Here is a 16,827-nt window from a genome sequence, read left to right on the forward strand (position 1 = left end):
CTCCCACGCTACCCAGCAGCGAGATCGGGCCCCGGTCTGTTCCCGTCCCAGGGCAGCACCGTGAGCTCGGGCCACTCCCCCAGCCAGCGCGCCGCCTTGCTCTCGTAGACGTGCCGTGGGGCCAGCCGCCCGTTCGGACGCACGGTCATCGAGAACAGGTCGTCGTAGCCGTGCGGTGCGTAGACGTGCGGCACCCCCTCGGCGTCCACGGTCAGGCCGTAGCAGCAGCACACCGCCGCGAAGGAGTCGATCGCGTCCGCGCAGTCCCGGAAGGGCGGCGCCGGCGTCCCGAACCGGTCGGCGTACCAGAGGTGCACCCGGGCCTCGTTGCGGATCTCCACCGGCACGGGGAGGTCGGCGAACAGCTCCGCACCGGCCCGGATGACGGCGTCCTCGGCGTCCCAGGAGGTGTCCGGGTCGAAGTAGAAGAGGTCCGCGTCGCGGATGCCGGTGCCCGCTGGGCGGCCGGTGAGGTCGTTCCACACCGTCTGGAACAGCACCCCGGCGGTGAGCCACCAGTCTCCGACGCCGAGCGCGGGCGCGCGCTCCAGCACCGCCCGCACCGTCGAGTCGGCCAGCACGATGCCGAGGAACCGCTCCTCTGCCCGGTCCCGCACCGGGTCAGACGAGCCGGAGCAGGCCCGAGGCGCTGGCGAGCAGGGCCGCGACCAGCAGGATGACGGCGAAGACCACCTGCGGACCCGTGCGACCCTTCTCGTCGTCGTCCGACCGCCAGATGCTCCAGGCGCCGCCGAGCAGGAAGCCGCCCAGGAGCAGCAGGACCAGGCCGAAGTCCACCGGTTACAGGGCGCCCTTGGTGGAGGGCACGTCGGTAACCCGCGGGTCGAGGGCCACCGCCTGACGCAGCGCCCGGGCCAGCGCCTTGAACTGCCCCTCGACGATGTGGTGGGCGTCCCGGCCGGCGTACAGCACCCGCACGTGCAGGCTGATCTTCGCGTTGAAGGCGAAGGTCTCCAGCACGTGCTTGGTCAGGCTGGTCGGGTAGTCGGGCCCGATCATCGGCGTCATGTTCTCGGGCTCGGCGTGCACGAAGTACGGCCGGCCGGACAGGTCGACGGCCGCCTGGGCGAGCACCTCGTCCATGGGGATGGTCGCGTCGCCGTAACGGGTGATGCCGCGCTTGTCGCCCAGCGCCTGCGCGAACGCCTGGCCCAGCGCGATCGCGACGTCCTCGACCGTGTGGTGGGCGTCGATGTGCAGGTCGCCGTCGGCCCGGACGGTGAGGTCGATGCCGCTGTGCTTGGACAGCGCGGTGAGCATGTGGTCGTAGAACCCCACGCCCGTGCTGATCGAGCTGGTGCCGGTGCCGTCGAGGTCGAGCTCGACGACCAGCTTCGTCTCGCTGGTCTCGCGCTCCACCCGGGCGGTACGGCGTGCGGTCAGGCTCATGCGGTCAGTCTCCCAGAGTGGTGCGGTGATCCGGCGCGATCTCACCCAGCGCGGTGAGGAAGGCGTCGGTCTCCGCGGTCGTCCCCGCCGTCACCCGCAGCCAGCCGGGCAGCCCGACGTCGCGCACGAGGACACCGCGGTCGAGCAGCGCCTGCCAGGCGGCGGGTGCGTCGGCGAAGTGGCCGAACAGGACGAAGTTGGCGTCGCTCGGCACGCTGGTCAGCCCGAGGGCGGGCAGCGCATCGACGATGCGGTCGCGCTGCGCCTTCACCGCGTCGACGGTGGCCAGCAGCGCGTCGGTGTGCGCCAGGGCGGTGCGGGCGGCGGCCTGGGTCAGCGAGCTCAGGTGGTAGGGCAGCCGGACGAGTTGCAGTGCGTCGACGACCGCGGGATCGGCGGCCAGGTAGCCCAGCCGCAGCCCGGCCATGCCGAAGGCCTTGCTCATCGTGCGGCTGACGATCAGCCGGGGACGGCCGGGCAGCAGGGTGAGCGCCGACGCCGTCCCGGTGCGCGCGAACTCGGTGTAGGCCTCGTCGACGACGAGCACGCCGGTGGTGGCCGCGTAGAGCGCCTCGATGGTCTCCAGCGCGACGGCGGTGCCGGTCGGGTTGTTGGGGCTGGTCACGAAGACGACAGCCGGATCGACCTCGCGGATCTGCTCCGCGGCCGCGGCGGCATCGATGGTGAAGTCGGCCCGCCGGTGGCCGTCGACCCAGGCCGTGCCGGTGCCCGCGGAGATGATCGGGTGCATCGAGTAGGACGGCGTGAAGCCCAGCGCCGTCCGGCCGGCCCCGCCGAAGGCCTGCAGGATCTGCTGGAGGACCTCGTTGGACCCGTTGGCCGCCCAGACCTGCTCCGGCACGACCTGCGTCCCGCTGGTGCGGGACAGGTAGACCGCCAGGTCGGTGCGCAGCGCGACCGCGTCCCGGTCGGGGTAGCGGTTGAGTTCCAGGGCCGCGGAGCCCAGCGCCGCGCCGAGGTCGGCCAGCAGCTCCGCCGGCAGCGGGTGGGGGTTCTCGTTGGTGTTGAGCCGGTGGGTGGCAGGCACCTGCGGGGCGCCGTAGGGCGTGCGGCCCCGCAGCTCCGGCCGCAGCGGGAGCTCCTCGATACCGGACATCAGCGGGTCTGCCGGATCCTGACCGCGGCTGCGTGGGCCGGCAGGTCCTCGGCGCCGGCGAGTGCGTCGATGTGCCCGGCGACCCCGGCCAGGGCCTGCTCGTCGTACTCGACGACGTGGATCCCGCGCAGGAACGACTGCACCGACAGCCCGCTGGAGAAGCGAGCACAGCCACCGGTGGGCAGCACGTGGTTGGAGCCGGCGGCGTAGTCGCCGAGGGAGACCGGCGACCACGCGCCGACGAAGATCGCGCCGGCGTTCCGCACCCGTGCGGCCACCTCGCGCGGTCGCCGAGTCTGGATCTCCAGGTGCTCGGCGGCGTAGGCGTCGACCACGCGGAGGCCCGCGTCGATGTCGTCGACCAGCACGATGCCCGACTGGGTGCCGTTCAGCGCGGTGGTGATGCGGTCGGAGTGCTTGGTGGCCGAGACCTGCCCCGGGACGAGCGCGAGGACGGCGTCGGCGAGCGCCTCGCTGGTGGTCACGAGGACCGCTCCGGCGAGCGGGTCGTGCTCGGCCTGGCTGATCAGGTCGGCCGCGACGTGGGCGGGGTCGGCCGTGTCGTCGGCCAGGATCGCGACCTCGGTCGGGCCCGCCTCCGAGTCGATGCCGATGATGCCGCGCAGCAGGCGCTTGGCCGCCGTGACGTAGACGTTCCCTGGGCCGGTGACCATGTCGACCGGCTCGCAGGAACCGGCGCCGTAGCCGAACACCGCGACCGCCTGGGCGCCGCCGACGGCGTACACCTCGGTGATGCCGAGCAGGGCGCAGGCGGCCAGGACGCCGGGGTCGGGCAGCCCGCCGTGGTCGCGCTGCGGCGGGGAGGCGACGGCGATCGACTCCACGCCGGCGATCTGCGCGGGGACGACGTTCATGACCACGCTCGACAGCAGCGGGGCCAGACCGCCGGGCACATAGAGGCCGACGCGGCGCACCGGCACCCAGCGCTCGGTCACCGTCCCGCCGGGGACGACCTCGGTCGTGACGTCGGTGCGACGCTGGTCTGCGTGCACCTTGCGCACCCGGGCGATCGCGTCCTCGAGGGCGGCGCGCAGCGTCGGATCGCACTGGGCCAGCGCGCGGTCGAGGGCGTCCTGCGGAACGGCGAAGTCCTCGTTGTCCACGCCGTCGAGGCGGGCGGTGATCTCGCGGACGGCCTGGGCCCCCCGGATGCGGACGTCCTCGCACAGCGGGCGGACGGTGGCCATGACCGAGTCGATGTCCGTGCCGGCACGCGGCAGCAGGCCGACCAGGTCACGGAAGCCCGGCAGCGCGGATCCGCGCAGGTCGATGCGGGCGAGCACGGGTTGCCTCCGGGATGGTGGGTGGGTGGCAGGCAGAGCACGGTGGGCGGAGCCGGGCGCGGGGCCCGACTGAGGTTCCAGGGTAGCCAGCGCCGGTCCACCGCTCCGCTTCGCCCGTACGGTGGGGCCCATGGGTGACCTCATCCCGCTGTTCCCGCTCGGGACACCCCTGTTCCCCGGCATCGTCCTGCCGTTGCAGATCTTCGAGCCGCGCTACCGCCGACTCATGCGCGACCTGCTCGCCCATCCGGAGGCCGGCGACCGGCGGTTCTTCGGCGTCGTGGCCATCCGGCAGGGGTGGGAGGTGGAGCGGGTGGCGCCGGCGGAGGCGTTGTACGACATCGGCTGCACGGCGCGCGTCCAGGCGGTGCGGCCGCAGTCCGACGGGGGCTTCCGCATCGTCACGGTGGGCGGCGAGAGGTTCCGGGTGCTGGACGTGGTCGTCGGGGACGACCCGCCGTACCTGCAGGCCGAGGTCGAGTGGCTGGCCGACGAGGAGGCCGCCGAGGAGGCGGCCGGGGACACCGACGGCCTCGCCGTCCCCGGCACCGCCGAAACGGCCCCCCCGTGCGACGACGGCCTCGACGACGTCGTCGCCTCCGTGGCCCGCGGGTCGCTGGAGCTGCTCACCCGCGGAGTCCGCGACCTGTTCACCCGCTACGTGGCCGAGGTGTCCGACTTGGGCAGCGGCGGGGACGGTGACCGGGGAGGCGGTGACCGCGGAGGTGCGGGAGAGCCGACCGTCGACGCGGAGACGACCGTCCTGCTCGACGCGGTCAGCGACGACCCCGCGGCGCTGTCCTACCTCGTCGCGTCGGCCGCGCTGCTGACGACGGAGGACCGGCAGGCGCTGCTGGCCGAGTCGGCGACCCGACGCCGGCTGGCGCTGGAGGCGCGCCTGCTCCGCCGGGAGCTGACCCTGCTGCAGACGCTGGGCGCCGTTCCCGTGCCGTTGCAGCAGTTCGCCACCCCGATGACGGTCAACTGAGCGGCGGCTCGTCCGTTCCGGCGAGGACCGCCGCCGGCGGGGCCGGCGGCGGGATGCGCCCCAGGTCGTCGTGCGGTGCGTACAGCACGGCCGCGACGTAGGAGAGCAGGGCGCCGAACGGGGCCAGCGCCATGGCCGCCCAGGAGCCCAGGGTGAGCGACGTGGTCACCCGGCTGCCGACGTCGGCGAGCTCCTGCTCCGTCGGCCCGGGGCCGAGGAGCTCACCGAGCTGCCACGCGACGACGGCGGTGAGACACGCCCCGACCGCGAGGGCGAGCACGGTGGCGACGCCACGGCGGCGGCGCAGGAACCAGGCGGCGGCACCGGCCAGCAGGCCGACGCCGAGCACCACGAAGGCGAAGACGGCGTCGTCGGCGACCAGCAGCTCCTCCGACGGTCTGCCGACCGGTACGGGGCCGGCCTCGGTCACCTCGAAGTCCGCGCGCGGCGCGAGCCAGAACCACAGCAGCCCGGCGGGGATCCCGGCGAGCGCCAGGCCGAGCACGATGCCGGCCGAGCTGCGCAGGTCCGCCCGGACCTCCGGCCAGCCCCGCCAGTAGGCCGATGCCGTCGGGACCGTCCGGCGACCACGCCCGGAGGACGCGGGGAGCGCGTCCGGTGCCGCCACGGGCGGATGCGGAGCCGGTGGATCGACGGACGGTGCGGGGTGGCTCACCGCTTCAGTGAACAACGGCTTCCTGGCAGGCGCCGGACCCGGGGCCGCGTCTCCCGCGGCGCCGGTCGTCAGCGCGGCCTCGTCCCGCGGCCCGCCCCGACGGTGCGAGGGGTGCGGGGGTCGAGGTCCGTGCTCACAGGAGGGCGACGCTGGTGGGCCCCAGCAGCGCCTTGATGTCACCCATGAGCGCGGTGCTCGGCCGCACCCGGAGGCCCTGGTCGAGCCGTAGCACCGTCTCGCGGCTGCCGTTGATCAGCTTCAACTGCACCTCGGTCGTCCCGGGGTGGCTGCCCAGCACCTCGCGCAGCCGCTCCACCACCGGGGGCGTGCAGCGCGCCGCGGGCATGGACACGAGAACGGGTCCGCGCGGCCCCTCGGAGATCTCGGGGACGGTCACCTCGGAGGCGAACAGCGACGGCTGGTCGTCCCGGCGGCTGATCCGCCCCTTGATCACGACGATCTGGTCGCGGACCACCTTGTCGGAGTACTCGGCCCAGGTCTTCGGGAAGAGCAGCACCTCGATGCCCGACTCGAGGTCCTCCAGCGTGGCGATCGCCCAGGGCGCGCCCTGCTTGTTGGTGCGCGGGCCGACGGCGGTGAGGATGCCCGCGATGGTGACGTTCGCGCCGTCCTCCACCCCGCCGGCGTTGATCTCCGCGATCGGGGTGTCGGCGTGCGAGGTGAGCACGTGCTCGACGCCGTGCAACGGGTGGTCGGACACGTAGAGGCCGAGCATGTCCCGCTCGAACACCAGCCGCTCGCTCTTCGACCAGTCCGCCGTGGGGATGGTGATGTCGAGGGCGTTCCCGAAGGGGTCGTCCTCGGCCGGCCCGTCACCGAAGCTGCCGAACAGGTCGAACTGACCCTCGGCCTCCTTGCGCTTGAGCCCCATCGCGGAGTCGACGGCCTGGGCGTGGATGGCGACGATGCCCTGGCGGGAGTGGCCGAGCGAGTCGAAGGCACCGGCCTTGGCCAGGGACTCGATGACCTTCTTGTTGCAGGCCACGGTGTCGATCTTGCGCATGAAGTCCGCGAAGTCCTTGAACGCGCCCTTCTCCTCCCGCGCCCGCACGATCGAGTCGACGACGTTGTGCCCGACGTTGCGCACCGAGGCCATGCCGAAACGGATGTCGGTGCCGACGGCGGTGAAGTCCCAGGAGGACTCGTTGACGTCCGGCGGCAGCACCTTGATGCCCATCCGGCGGCATTCGGCCAGGTAGATCGGCCGCCGGTCCTTGTCGTCGCCGACGCTGGTGAGCAGCCCGGCCATGTACTCGGCCGGGTAGTTGGCCTTGAGGTAGGCCGTCCAGTAGGAGATCAGCCCGTAGGCCGCCGAGTGCGCCTTGTTGAACGCGTAGTCGGCGAACGGGACGAGGATGTCCCAGAGCGTCTTGATCGCGGCGGCGGAGAAGCCGTTGGCCTGCATGCCGGCCTCGAAGCCCACGAACTCCGCGTCCAGGACCGACTTCTTCTTCTTGCCCATCGCGCGGCGCAGCAGGTCGGCCTTGCCGAGGGAGTACCCGGCGACCTTCTGCGCGATCGCCATGACCTGCTCCTGGTAGACGATCAGTCCGTAGGTCTGGCCGAGGATCTCCTCCAGCGGCTCGGCGAGCTCCGGGTGGATCGGGGTGATCTCCTGCTGGCCGTTCTTGCGCAGCGCGTAGTTGGTGTGCGAGTTCGCGCCCATCGGACCGGGCCGGTACAGGGCGCCGACGGCGGAGATGTCCTCGAAGTTGTCCGGCCGCATCAGCCGCAGCAGCGACCGCATCGGGCCGCCGTCGAACTGGAAGACGCCCAGGGTGTCCCCGCGGCCCAGCAGCTCGTAGGTGGCCTTGTCGGTGAGGTCCTTGCTGAGCTCGTCGAGGTCGATCGGCTCCTTGCCGTTCAGCACGATGTTGCGCAGCGCGTCGTCGAGGACGGTCAGGTTGCGCAGGCCCAGGAAGTCCATCTTGAGCAGACCGAGCGTCTCGCAGGTCGGGTAGTCGAACTGCGTGATGACGGCGCCGTCGGCCTCGCGGCGCATGATCGGGATGCTGTCGATGAGCGGGTGCCGGCCGATGATCACGCCGGCGGCGTGCACGCCCCACTGCCGCTTCAGCCCCTCGAGCTTGCGGGCCTGGTCGACGACCTCTGCCGCGCCGGGGTCGGACTCGTAGCGGGCCCGGAACTCGGTGGCCTCCTTGTACCGCGGGTGGGCCGGGTCGAAGATCCCCGACAGCGGGATGTCCTTGCCCATCACGCCCGGCGGCATGAGCTTGGTCAGCTCGTCGCCGACGGAGTACGGGCGGTCGAGCACCCGGGCGGCGTCCTTGATCGCGGCCTTGGCCTTGATCGTCCCGTAGGTGACGATCTGGCTGACCCGCTCCTCGCCGTACTTCTCCGACACGTACCGGATGACCTCGCCGCGGCGGCGGTCGTCGAAGTCGATGTCGACGTCGGGCATGGAGACGCGCTCGGGGTTGAGGAAGCGCTCGAAGATCAGGCCGTGGGCCAGCGGGTCGAGGTCGGTGATGCCCATCGCGTAGGCGGCGAGCGAACCGGCGGCCGAGCCACGGCCCGGCCCGACCCGGATGCCCTGGTCCTTGGCCCAGTTGATGAAGTCGGCGACCACGAGGAAGTACCCCGGGAAGCCCATCTGGCAGATGATCCCGGTCTCGTAGTCGGCCTGCTTGCGCACGTGGTCGGGGATGCCGCCGGGCCAGCGCTTGTGCAGCCCGCGCTCGACCTCCTTGACGAACCAGGAGGTCTCGTCCTCCCCCGGGGGCAGGGGGAACCGCGGCATGAGGTCCGCCCCCTCGGTGAAGGTGGTCTCGCACTGCTCGGCCACCAGCAGTGTGTTGTCGCAGGCCTCGGGCAGGTCGGCGAACAGCGCGCGCATCTCGGCCGCGCTCTTGAGGTAGTAGCCGTCGCCGTTGAAGCGGAAGCGGTTGGTCTCGTTGAGCCGCGACCCGGTCTGGATGCACAGCAGCGCGTCGTGCGCCTGCGCGTCCTCCTTGTGCGTGTAGTGCAGGTCGTTGGTGGCCAGCAGCGGGATGCCGAGGTCCTTGGCGATGGCCAGCAGTGCCGGCTTGGTCTTCTTCTCGATCGACAGGCCGTGATCCATGATCTCGGCGTAGAAGTTCTCCCGCCCGAAGATGTCCTGGAAGTCGGCGGCCGCCTGCCGGGCGCGGTCCTCCTTGCCGGCCCGCAGCCACATGTTGACCTCGCCCGACGGGCACCCGGTCGTCGCGATGAGGCCCTTCCCGTAGCGCTCCAGCAGGTCGCGGTCGAACCGGGGCTTGCGGTACTGGCCCTCGAGGCTGGCCAGCGAGGAGATGCGGAAGAGGTTGTGCATCCCCTCCGTCGTCCGGGCCAGCAGCGTCATGTGCGTGTAGGCGGCCTTGCCGCGGTTGTTCCCGCCGTCGCCCTCCTCGTCGAGGAGCTTGTCGCCGAAGTCGAACGGGGCGCGGTCGAAGCGTGAGCCGGGCGTGTAGTAGCCCTCCATGCCGATGATCGGCTTCACGCCCGCGTTCGTCGCCTGCTTGTAGAAGTCGTAGGCACCGAAGACGTTGCCGTGGTCGGTCATCGCCAGGGCCGGCATGCCCTGAGCGGCCGCGGCCGCGGTGACCTCGGGGAGCTTGGCCGCACCGTCCAGCATCGAGTACTCGGTGTGGACGTGCAGGTGCGCGAACGAATCGGACGAGCTGCTCACGGGTGGTCGGTGCTCCTCAGTGGTCGTGCGTGCCCGGCCGGCAGTTCTCCGGCAGGCGACCGGCGGGGAAGACACGGTCCGGCGGGTTCGATCCTCGCACTCCCGGAGGTCTACTCCGAGGGTCTGACAGGACGTGTCTCCTCACAGTAGGGACCCCCTGCCCCCCACGACTCGCACGCTCGCCGCGGGGCCCTGCAGGGGGCCACTCACAGCCGGCGGCGCATCGTCACGTGCCGGATGCCGGCCTCCACGTACTCGTCCCCGACCGCCGCGTAGCCGGCTCGCTCGTAGAACCTGCGCGCTGTCACCTGGGCGTGCAGCTCGACGGCGACCACCCCGCGCGCCGCTGCCTGGCGCTCGAGTTCCGCGAGCACGGCCGCGCCGTGCCCCCGCCCGCGGGCGGCAGCGTCGGTGGCCATGCGACCGATGGTGGCGGTGCCGTCGCCGCGCAGCAGCAGCCGGCCGGTGGCGACGACCGCCCCCGCCGCGTCCCGGGCGATCCCGTGCACCGCCGTCGCGTCGGCGTCGTCCTGCTCGATCTCCGGTGGGACGCCCTGCTCGTCGACGAACACCCGGGTGCGCAGGGCGACCACCTCGGGCCAGTCGGCCGGCCCCGCCACGGAGGCCCGCACGTCGCTCACGCCGGGTGCCCGGCGGGCAGCGCACGCGCAGGGACGAGCAGGAACCGGAGGTCGATGACCGCGTGCAGCAGGACGGGAAGCAGGAGCGAGCCGGTCTGCAGGTAGACGGCGGCCATGATCCCGCCCAGCAGCCCGGTGGTGACGACGCCGACCAGCCCCTGGTAGGCGTGCGCCAGCCCGAAGGCCAGCGCCGCCACGACGACGAGCACCCCCGTGGGCGGACCCCCGGCCAGCGCGGCGACCACCGCGAGGAAGAAGCCCCGGTAGAGCCATTCCTCGCAGACGCCGGCGGTCACACCCACCACCGTGAAGAGCCGCCGTTCCGTGGTCGTGCGCGGCAGGAGCGCGAGGGTGGCGTGGCCGGGGGGCTCGGCATGGCGCCCGTGGGCAGGCGGGGAGGAACCCGGCCGGCGCACCGGGGCGGCGGCCTCGAGCAGGGCTCCCGAGCGCAGCGCGCGGGTGGAGGCCACCACGAAGACCAGCACGAGCACGACGATCACCGCGGTCACCGGGCCCGGCCACTGCTGCGGCCAGCGGAGCCCCACCTGCCCGGCCTCCACCCCCGGAGCCGACAGCCAGACCACGAGGGCGAGCACCGCCAGCCCCCATTCCAGGACGAGCAGCCGGCGGTAGAACGACCGCCGGGCGCCGGGGTCGGTGCGCAGCCGGCCCTCGAACCGCCGGTGCAGGACGTGCCCGACCAGCGGCTCACCGACGACCAGGTAGCCCGCGACCACCACCGCGGCCAGGGCCGCGGGACCGAAGTCGTCCAGGGATCCCGGCAGCCCCGTCATCGACGGCCGTTCAGGCCTCGGCGCGCAGGATCGCCAGAGCGCCGGCGAGGTCGGCCGGGTACTCGCTCGTGTACTCGACCCAGCGCCCGTCGGCGGGGTGCGGGAAGCCGAGCCGGACGGCGTGCAGCCACTGCCGTTGCACGCCCAGCCGCGCCGCCAGCGTCGGATCGGCGCCGTAGGTCGTGTCGCCGACGCACGGGTGCCGCAGCGCGGAGAAGTGAACCCGGATCTGGTGCGTGCGGCCGGTCTCCAGCCGGATGTCGACGAGGCTGGCCGCCGGGAACGCCTCCGTCACCTCGTAGTGGGTCACCGACGGCCGGCCGCCCTGGACCACGGCGAAGCGCCAGTCGTGCTTCGGGTGCCGGTCGATGGGCGCGTCGATGGTGCCGCGCGAGGGATCCGGGTGCCCCTGGACCAGCGCGTGGTAGCCCTTCTCGACGGTGCGTTCCTTGAAGGCGGCCTTGAGCGCGGTGTAGGCGCGTTCGCTCTTCGCCACGACCATCACGCCGGTGGTCGCTGCGTCCAGCCGGTGCACCACGCCCTGGCGCTCGGCAGCACCGGACGTGGAGATGCGGTACCCGGCAGCGGCGAGCCCACCGATGACCGTGGGACCGTCCCAGCCAGGGCTCGGATGGGCGGCGACGCCGACGGGCTTGTCCACCACCACCAGGTCGTCGTCGTCGTGCAGGATCGTCATGCCCACGACCGGTCGGGGCGCGACGGGTTCGCCCGGCGGGGGCGGGAGCTCGACCTCCAGCCAGCTGCCGCCGGAGAGCCGGTCGCCCTTGCCGCGCACGCGACCGTCGACCAGCACGTTGCCGGCGTCGGCGACGTCGGCCGCGGCCGTCCGGGACAACCCGAAGAGCCGGGAGAGAGCCTGGTCGACCCGTTGCCCCTCGAGTCCGTCGGGCACCGGCAGGGCACGGTGCATGCCGGGAGGAGGGGTCACGGCACCCATTGTGCAGAAGGACCCCGTCCTCCTCACCGCTCGCCCGCTCGCGGCGAGCCTCTGGACGGGGCCGGCGTCAGGCGACGTCGCGGGCCGACGACTCCTTCGTCGGCCGCGAGCCGTCGAACTCGATGCCGCGCAGGGCCAGCAGTGCGCCGAGGATGCCGCCGCAGACGATCGCGGAGTCCGCCACGTTGAAGACCGGGAAGACGCTGCCGTCGGGGCCGAACACGGACAGGAAGTCGACGACTCCTCCGCGCAGGAAACCGGGATCCCGGAAGACCCGGTCGATCAGGTTGCCGACCGCGCCGCCCAGGACGAGGCCGAGCGTCACCGCCCAGCCGGTGGAGAACAGCCGCCGGGCGGTCCGCACGATGACGACGGCGACGACCGCAGCGACCAGGGTGAACAGCACGGTGAAGCCCTCCGCGAAGGAGAAGGCGGCACCGGTGTTGCGCAGGTTCGTCAGGTACAGCGCCCCACCGAGGACGCGGATGTCCTCGCCCGGCTCGATGGTGGCGACCACCAGCAGCTTCGTCGCCAGGTCGGCGGCGAGCACGGCCGCCGCCAGGGTGAGCAGCAGGCGGGTCCGGGGCCGGCGCCCGGGGACGGCGGCCGGGCCGTCGCCCGGGTGCTCCGCCGGGGTGTCGGCCGGATGCGACTGCTCGGACAGGACGTTCTCCTCGGCTGGACGGCGGGTGACCGCGCGGCCACCGTCGTCGACGATAGCCGCGCGCCCCCGTCGCTAGGCCGAGCCGACCGCGGTCGCGCCGCCTCGCCGGCCGCCGTCCCGCTGCCCGCCGTCGGCGGACGCCCGCTGCTGGGACTCCTCGACCTGCTCCACCCGGTCCTGGGTGGCCAGCCGGGTGAGCTCGGCGCCGGCTTCGGCATCCCGGGTCAGGTTCTCCCCCGTCTCCGGGTCGAAGACGTGCACCTTGCGGCTGTCGAGCCAGAACTCCGCCTCGCGCCCCTCCCGCATCCGGCTCGTGGAGTCGATCGACACGATCGCCTGGGTCCGCAGATCCTCCGCGTCGAGCTCGCGGGAGAGGTCGCGCAGCTGGGTCGTGATCGCCTCGGGCGCCTCGTAGGGGATGTAGGCGAACTGCGAGTCGCCCAGCCACTCCGTCACGTCCACGCGCGCCCGGAAGGTGGAGCCCAGGTGGCGCTTGCTCTCCTCGACCAGTGTCGCGTCCTCGAAGGACTCCGGCCGGATGCCGACCATCAGCAGGTCGTGGCCGGCCAGCTTGCCGGCCCGCGCGGGGTCGATCTCGATGTCGCCGAACGGCGTCTCGAGCCGGTTCCCCTTGGGGACGGCGGGCAGGAAGTTCATCGGCGGCGACCCGATGAAGCCGGCCACGAAGAGGTTGACCGGCTGCTCGTACAGCTCCCGGGGCGAGGCGACCTGCTGGATCTTGCCCTTGCGGAGCACGCAGACCCGGTCGCCCAGGGTCATGGCCTCGGTCTGGTCGTGGGTCACGTAGACCGTGGTGATGCCCAGGCGCCGCTGCAGGCGGGAGATCTCGGTGCGCATCTGCCCGCGCAGCTTGGCGTCCAGGTTCGACAGGGGCTCGTCGAAGAGGAACGCCTCCGCCTGGCGGACGATCGCGCGGCCCATCGCGACGCGCTGGCGCTGGCCACCGGAGAGGTTGGCGGGCTTGCGCTCGAGGTGGTCCTTGAGCTCCAGGACGTCGGAGGCCTCGGTCACGCGACGGCGCACCTCGTCGTCCGGGGTCTTCGACAGCCGCAGCGGGAAGGCGATGTTCTCGTACACCGTCATGTGCGGGTACAGGGCGTAGTTCTGGAACACCATCGACAGGTTGCGGTCGCGCGGGGCCAGGTCGTTGACCCGCTTGCCACCGATCAGCATGTCGCCGCTGGTGATGTCCTCGAGCCCGACGATCATCCGGAGCAGCGTCGACTTCCCGCAGCCGGACGGGCCGACGAGGATCATGAACTCGCCGTCGGCGATGTCCAGGCTGACGTCGTTCACTGCCGGGAACCCGTCGCCGTACTGCTTGACGATGTTCTTCATCTCGATGGCGGCCATCAGATCTCGTCCCCTCGGTGGGTGGGTGCCAGGCGGTTCGTGTGGAGGGCGGTGCCGGGGGCGCGGGTCATCCCTTCACCGCACCGTTGGTGAGGCCGGCGACGATCCGGCGCTGGAACAGCAGCACCAGGACGACGACGGGGATCGTGACGATGACCGCCGCCGCGGAGATGGCGCCGGTCGGTTCCTCGAACTGCGAGGCCCCGGTGAACAGACCGAGGGCCGCGGGGACCGGTCGGGCCGCCTCCGTGGAGGTCAGCGAGATGCCGTAGATGAAGTCGTTCCAGGCGATGAAGAAGGCGATGATCGCCGTGGTGAACACGCCCGGCGCCGCCAGCGGGACGATCACCTTGCGGAACGCCTGCCACGTCGTGGCGCCGTCCACCTGTGCGGCCTGCTCCATCTCCCACGGGATCTCCCGGAAGAACGCCGACATCGTCCAGATCGAGATGGGCAGGGTCAGCGACAGGTACGGGATGATCAGCCCGGGCCAGGTGTCGTACAGGCCGATCTGCCGCCACAGGTTGAACAGCGGCGTGACGATCGAGATGACCGGGAAGATCGCGACCACCAGGGCGGTGGAGAGGATCAGCTTCTTGCCGGGGAAGTCCAGCCGCGCGATGGCGTAGGCGGCGAACATCGCCAGCAGGCACGAGATCGCCGTGGCGATCAGGCAGATGGCGAACGAGTTGCGCAGCGCGGGGAGGAACAGCTCGCTAGCGCCGCCGGTGAGGATCAGCTCGTAGTTCTGCCAGGTCAGCTCGCTCGGCAGGAAGCTCTTGTTGGCCAGGTCGCTCGGGGCCTTGAACGAGACGGAGACGATCCAGGCGATCGGGAACAGGCAGTAGACGATGATGACCGCCCCTGCGACGCCCCAGAGAACCTTCTTGCGTGTGGACATGGACTACTCCCCCCGCGCCTGGGCCAGGTCGACCTTGAACAACTTGATGAAGGTGAAGGCGATCAGCACGACGGCGAGGAACAGCAGCACCGACACCGCCGACCCGAGGCCGATCTCCAGCCGCGCGATGGTCTGGCGGTAGGCCAGGAACGAGACCGACTCGGTGCCGTTGGCGCCGTTGGTCATGATGAAGATGGTGTCGAAGACGCGGAACGCGTCCAGGGTGCGGAACAGCAGGGCGACCATGATCGCCGCCTTCATGTTCGGGATCGTCACCTTCCACATGCGCTGCCACCGGGTCGCCCCGTCGACCTTGGCCGCTTCCTGGAGCACCTCGGGCACCTGGGCCAGACCCGCCAGCAGCAGCAGCGAGATGAACGGCGTGGTCTTCCAGATCTCGGCGAGGCAGATGACCAGCAGCGACGTCCACTTGTCGCCGAACCAGTCGGTGTCGGCGGCCACCCCGGGCAGCCAGGTGAACCAGGAGTTCACGAAGCCGGAGTTGATGTCGAAGGCGAACTGCCAGGCGAACGCCGACACCACGGTGATGACCGCGTACGGGATGAGGATGGCCGCGCGCAGGACCGGCCGCAGTGCCCGGAGTGCCTTGACCATCACGAGCGCGAGGCCGAAGCCCAGCACCAGCTCGACGGCGACGGTGACCACCGTGATGAAGGCCGTGACGCCGATCGACTGCCACCACAGCGGGTCGCTGAGGATCACGCCGTAGTTGCCGAGCCCGACGAACGCGCGGTTGTCGGGGTCGGTGAGCCGGAAGTCGAACAGCGACTCGTAGGTGGCCTGCAGGATCGGGTAGGCGGTCACCAGCAGCATGACCAGGAACGCCGGGCCGGCCAGCAGCCAGCCGAGCTTGCGCTCGCTGCGGGCGCGGTCGCTGATGCCGCCCTTCGGTGCCGAGACCGGTTCGGTCTTCTTGCCCGGAGGCAGCGTCGTCGTCGTCACAGCAGGTCCTCCTTCGCCAGAACCGCGGTGATCAGCTCGTTGGCCTGCTCCCCCGTGCTCCCCGGGTCCACGGTGGACGGCGGGTGGTAGGAGCGCTGGATGCCGACGGAGATCTCGTTGTAGTAGGGCGACTGCGGCCGGGGGGCGGCCAGCTCGAGGGACTCCCGGATCACCGGTGCCATCGGGAAGGCCTCCAGGACCTCCTCGTCGTCGTAGACCGACGTGGCCGAGGCAGGGTTGCCGTTGGTCACGAAGTAGTACGCCTGGTTCTCGTCCTCGACGATGCACTCGGCGGCCTCGTAGGCGAGCTCCGGGCTCTCGCTGAAGGCGCCGACACCGAGGTTGATGCCGCCGTAGGGCGGCGCGGCCTCGGTGTCCTCGTCGACCCGGGGGTAGACCGCCGCGGCGTAGTCCTCCGGGACCGAGGCGTCCATCGTCCCGGCCTCCACCGCTCCGAGGGCGCGGGGGTAGACGAACGGGTAGTTGACGTTGAAGCCGCCGTTCTCGCTCTCGAAGCCGGTGGCGGAGGAGTCCTCGTTCGAGGTGGAGAAGGCCGCGCCGGCCGCCTCCGACTCGGCCACGAGCTGCATGATCTCGGTGGCCCGCTGGCCCTCCGGGGTGTCCAGCCCGAGCTGGATGTCCTCCGGGTCCTCGGCGTTCTCCGCGATGATCGAGCCCCCGGCGGACTCGATGAGCGCGTTGAACCACACGGTCAGCGACTCCGCGCGTGCGCCCTGCGCCCCGACGAGCTTGCCCTGGGACTCCGCCGCCTCGACGATCTGCTCCCAGGTCACCGGCTGCGACATGTCCAGCCCCGCGGCCTCGGCGACCGACGTCCGGTACCAGAGCACCTGCGTGTTGGCCCAGAACGGGACGGCGACCAGCTCGTCCCGCCACGTCGAGCCCTCGATCGCGCTCTCGACGACGTCCTCGGTCACCCGCTCGGCGACGTCCTCGGGCACGGGGGCGAGGAAGCCCGCCTCCGCGAACTCGGGGATGAACGGCGGGTCGAGGCTCATCAGGTCGATCGAGGCGTCGTTCGCGGCCAGGCGCCGGATCAGCTGCTCCCGCTGCGACGCCGCGTCGCGGGGCAGGACCGCCGTCTCGATCGTGTACCGGCCGCCGGAGGCCTCCGTGCAGCGGGAGGCGATCTCCGCCTGGCCGCCGGCGTCCGGATTGATGTACCAGGTGAGGGAGGACGCGCCCCCGCCGTCGGAGCCGCACGCGGCCAGCGTCCCCGCGGTCACGAGCAGGGCGGCGGCCCCGGCGAGACTTCTCCTGGACCTCCCCCACGCGGCCGGCCGGACCGTGGTCGCCCGGGTCTGGGGCTCTTCCATGTCAGCCGC

General features: G+C 71.9%; 16 protein-coding genes. 1 reads left to right on the top strand and 15 read right to left on the bottom strand.

All coding sequences use genetic code 11. The features are described from left to right. Positions 1 to 8 precede the first annotated feature (8 nt). Genes CRP30_RS18115 through hisD form a run of 5 tightly spaced genes read right to left on the bottom strand, consistent with a single transcriptional unit; the run spans position 9 to position 3,831 of the window. On the bottom strand, positions 9 to 617 hold the full coding sequence (locus tag CRP30_RS18115) for a nucleotidyltransferase family protein (RefSeq protein ID WP_097185422.1): 609 nt from the start codon (positions 615 to 617) through the stop codon (positions 9 to 11). Positions 618 to 621: 4 nt separating this feature from the next. Continuing rightward, entirely contained in the window at positions 622 to 798 is a 177-nt protein-coding gene (locus CRP30_RS22840) for a hypothetical protein (RefSeq protein ID WP_200814846.1), read from the bottom strand. Positions 799 to 801: 3 nt separating this feature from the next. After that, a complete protein-coding gene (gene hisB, locus CRP30_RS18120; RefSeq protein WP_097185423.1) occupies positions 802 to 1,410 on the bottom strand; it encodes an imidazoleglycerol-phosphate dehydratase HisB in 609 nt (202 codons plus the stop codon). A 4-nt stretch (positions 1,411 to 1,414) separates the two neighbouring features. Next, positions 1,415 to 2,527, bottom strand: coding sequence for a histidinol-phosphate transaminase (locus CRP30_RS18125; protein ID WP_097185424.1), 1,113 nt, complete (start codon positions 2,525 to 2,527; stop codon positions 1,415 to 1,417). After that, positions 2,527 to 3,831, bottom strand: a complete 1,305-nt coding sequence (hisD, locus tag CRP30_RS18130) for a histidinol dehydrogenase (protein ID WP_097185425.1) — start codon at positions 3,829 to 3,831, stop codon at positions 2,527 to 2,529. The genes CRP30_RS18125 and hisD overlap by 1 nt, the downstream gene beginning before the upstream one ends. Positions 3,832 to 3,961: 130 nt before the next feature. Between hisD and CRP30_RS18135 the strand changes: the two genes are divergently transcribed. Next, complete coding sequence (locus CRP30_RS18135; RefSeq protein ID WP_097185426.1) at positions 3,962 to 4,819, top strand: LON peptidase substrate-binding domain-containing protein; 858 nt, start codon at positions 3,962 to 3,964, stop codon at positions 4,817 to 4,819. Here the strand turns inward: CRP30_RS18135 and CRP30_RS18140 are convergent. The 10 genes from CRP30_RS18140 to CRP30_RS18185 all read right to left on the bottom strand — a co-directional run bounded on the left by CRP30_RS18140 (position 4,812) and on the right by CRP30_RS18185 (position 16,818). Continuing rightward, positions 4,812 to 5,447, bottom strand: coding sequence for a DUF2567 domain-containing protein (locus CRP30_RS18140; protein ID WP_159961793.1), 636 nt, complete (start codon positions 5,445 to 5,447; stop codon positions 4,812 to 4,814). The two genes, CRP30_RS18135 and CRP30_RS18140, sit on opposite strands and share 8 nt — an antisense overlap. Positions 5,448 to 5,628: 181 nt before the next feature. Beyond that, the gene (gene dnaE / locus CRP30_RS18145) at positions 5,629 to 9,186 is read right to left on the bottom strand and encodes a DNA polymerase III subunit alpha (RefSeq protein WP_097185428.1); all 3,558 of its coding nucleotides are present in this window, start codon (positions 9,184 to 9,186) and stop codon (positions 5,629 to 5,631) included. A 206-nt stretch (positions 9,187 to 9,392) separates the two neighbouring features. Continuing rightward, positions 9,393 to 9,827: a GNAT family N-acetyltransferase gene (locus tag CRP30_RS18150; RefSeq protein ID WP_235003525.1), complete on the bottom strand. Its 435-nt coding sequence runs from the start codon at positions 9,825 to 9,827 to the stop codon at positions 9,393 to 9,395. Then, positions 9,824 to 10,621 carry a CPBP family intramembrane glutamic endopeptidase gene (locus CRP30_RS18155; protein ID WP_097185429.1) on the bottom strand — a complete coding sequence of 266 codons (798 nt, stop codon included), beginning with the start codon at positions 10,619 to 10,621 and terminating at the stop codon, positions 9,824 to 9,826. The genes CRP30_RS18150 and CRP30_RS18155 overlap by 4 nt, the downstream gene beginning before the upstream one ends. A gap of 10 nt (positions 10,622 to 10,631) precedes the next feature. Continuing rightward, positions 10,632 to 11,579: an RluA family pseudouridine synthase gene (locus tag CRP30_RS18160; protein ID WP_235003526.1), complete on the bottom strand. Its 948-nt coding sequence runs from the start codon at positions 11,577 to 11,579 to the stop codon at positions 10,632 to 10,634. Positions 11,580 to 11,646: 67 nt separating this feature from the next. Continuing rightward, complete coding sequence (lspA, locus tag CRP30_RS18165; protein ID WP_369406769.1) at positions 11,647 to 12,297, bottom strand: signal peptidase II; 651 nt, start codon at positions 12,295 to 12,297, stop codon at positions 11,647 to 11,649. A gap of 18 nt (positions 12,298 to 12,315) precedes the next feature. Continuing rightward, positions 12,316 to 13,617: an ABC transporter ATP-binding protein gene (locus CRP30_RS18170; protein WP_097185431.1), complete on the bottom strand. Its 1,302-nt coding sequence runs from the start codon at positions 13,615 to 13,617 to the stop codon at positions 12,316 to 12,318. Positions 13,618 to 13,684: 67 nt separating this feature from the next. Further along, positions 13,685 to 14,518 (bottom strand): carbohydrate ABC transporter permease, encoded by an 834-nt coding sequence (locus CRP30_RS18175; RefSeq protein ID WP_097185432.1) that lies wholly within the window; start codon positions 14,516 to 14,518, stop codon positions 13,685 to 13,687. A gap of 3 nt (positions 14,519 to 14,521) precedes the next feature. Continuing rightward, positions 14,522 to 15,481: a carbohydrate ABC transporter permease gene (locus tag CRP30_RS18180; protein WP_097185433.1), complete on the bottom strand. Its 960-nt coding sequence runs from the start codon at positions 15,479 to 15,481 to the stop codon at positions 14,522 to 14,524. Further along, on the bottom strand, positions 15,478 to 16,818 hold the full coding sequence (locus tag CRP30_RS18185; RefSeq protein ID WP_097185434.1) for an extracellular solute-binding protein: 1,341 nt from the start codon (positions 16,816 to 16,818) through the stop codon (positions 15,478 to 15,480). Before CRP30_RS18185 ends, CRP30_RS18180 begins: the two co-directional genes overlap by 4 nt. Positions 16,819 to 16,827 lie beyond the last annotated feature (9 nt).

This window comes from Blastococcus haudaquaticus (assembly GCF_900230285.1).
In the GTDB taxonomy this organism is placed as follows: domain Bacteria; phylum Actinomycetota; class Actinomycetes; order Mycobacteriales; family Geodermatophilaceae; genus Blastococcus_B; species Blastococcus_B haudaquaticus.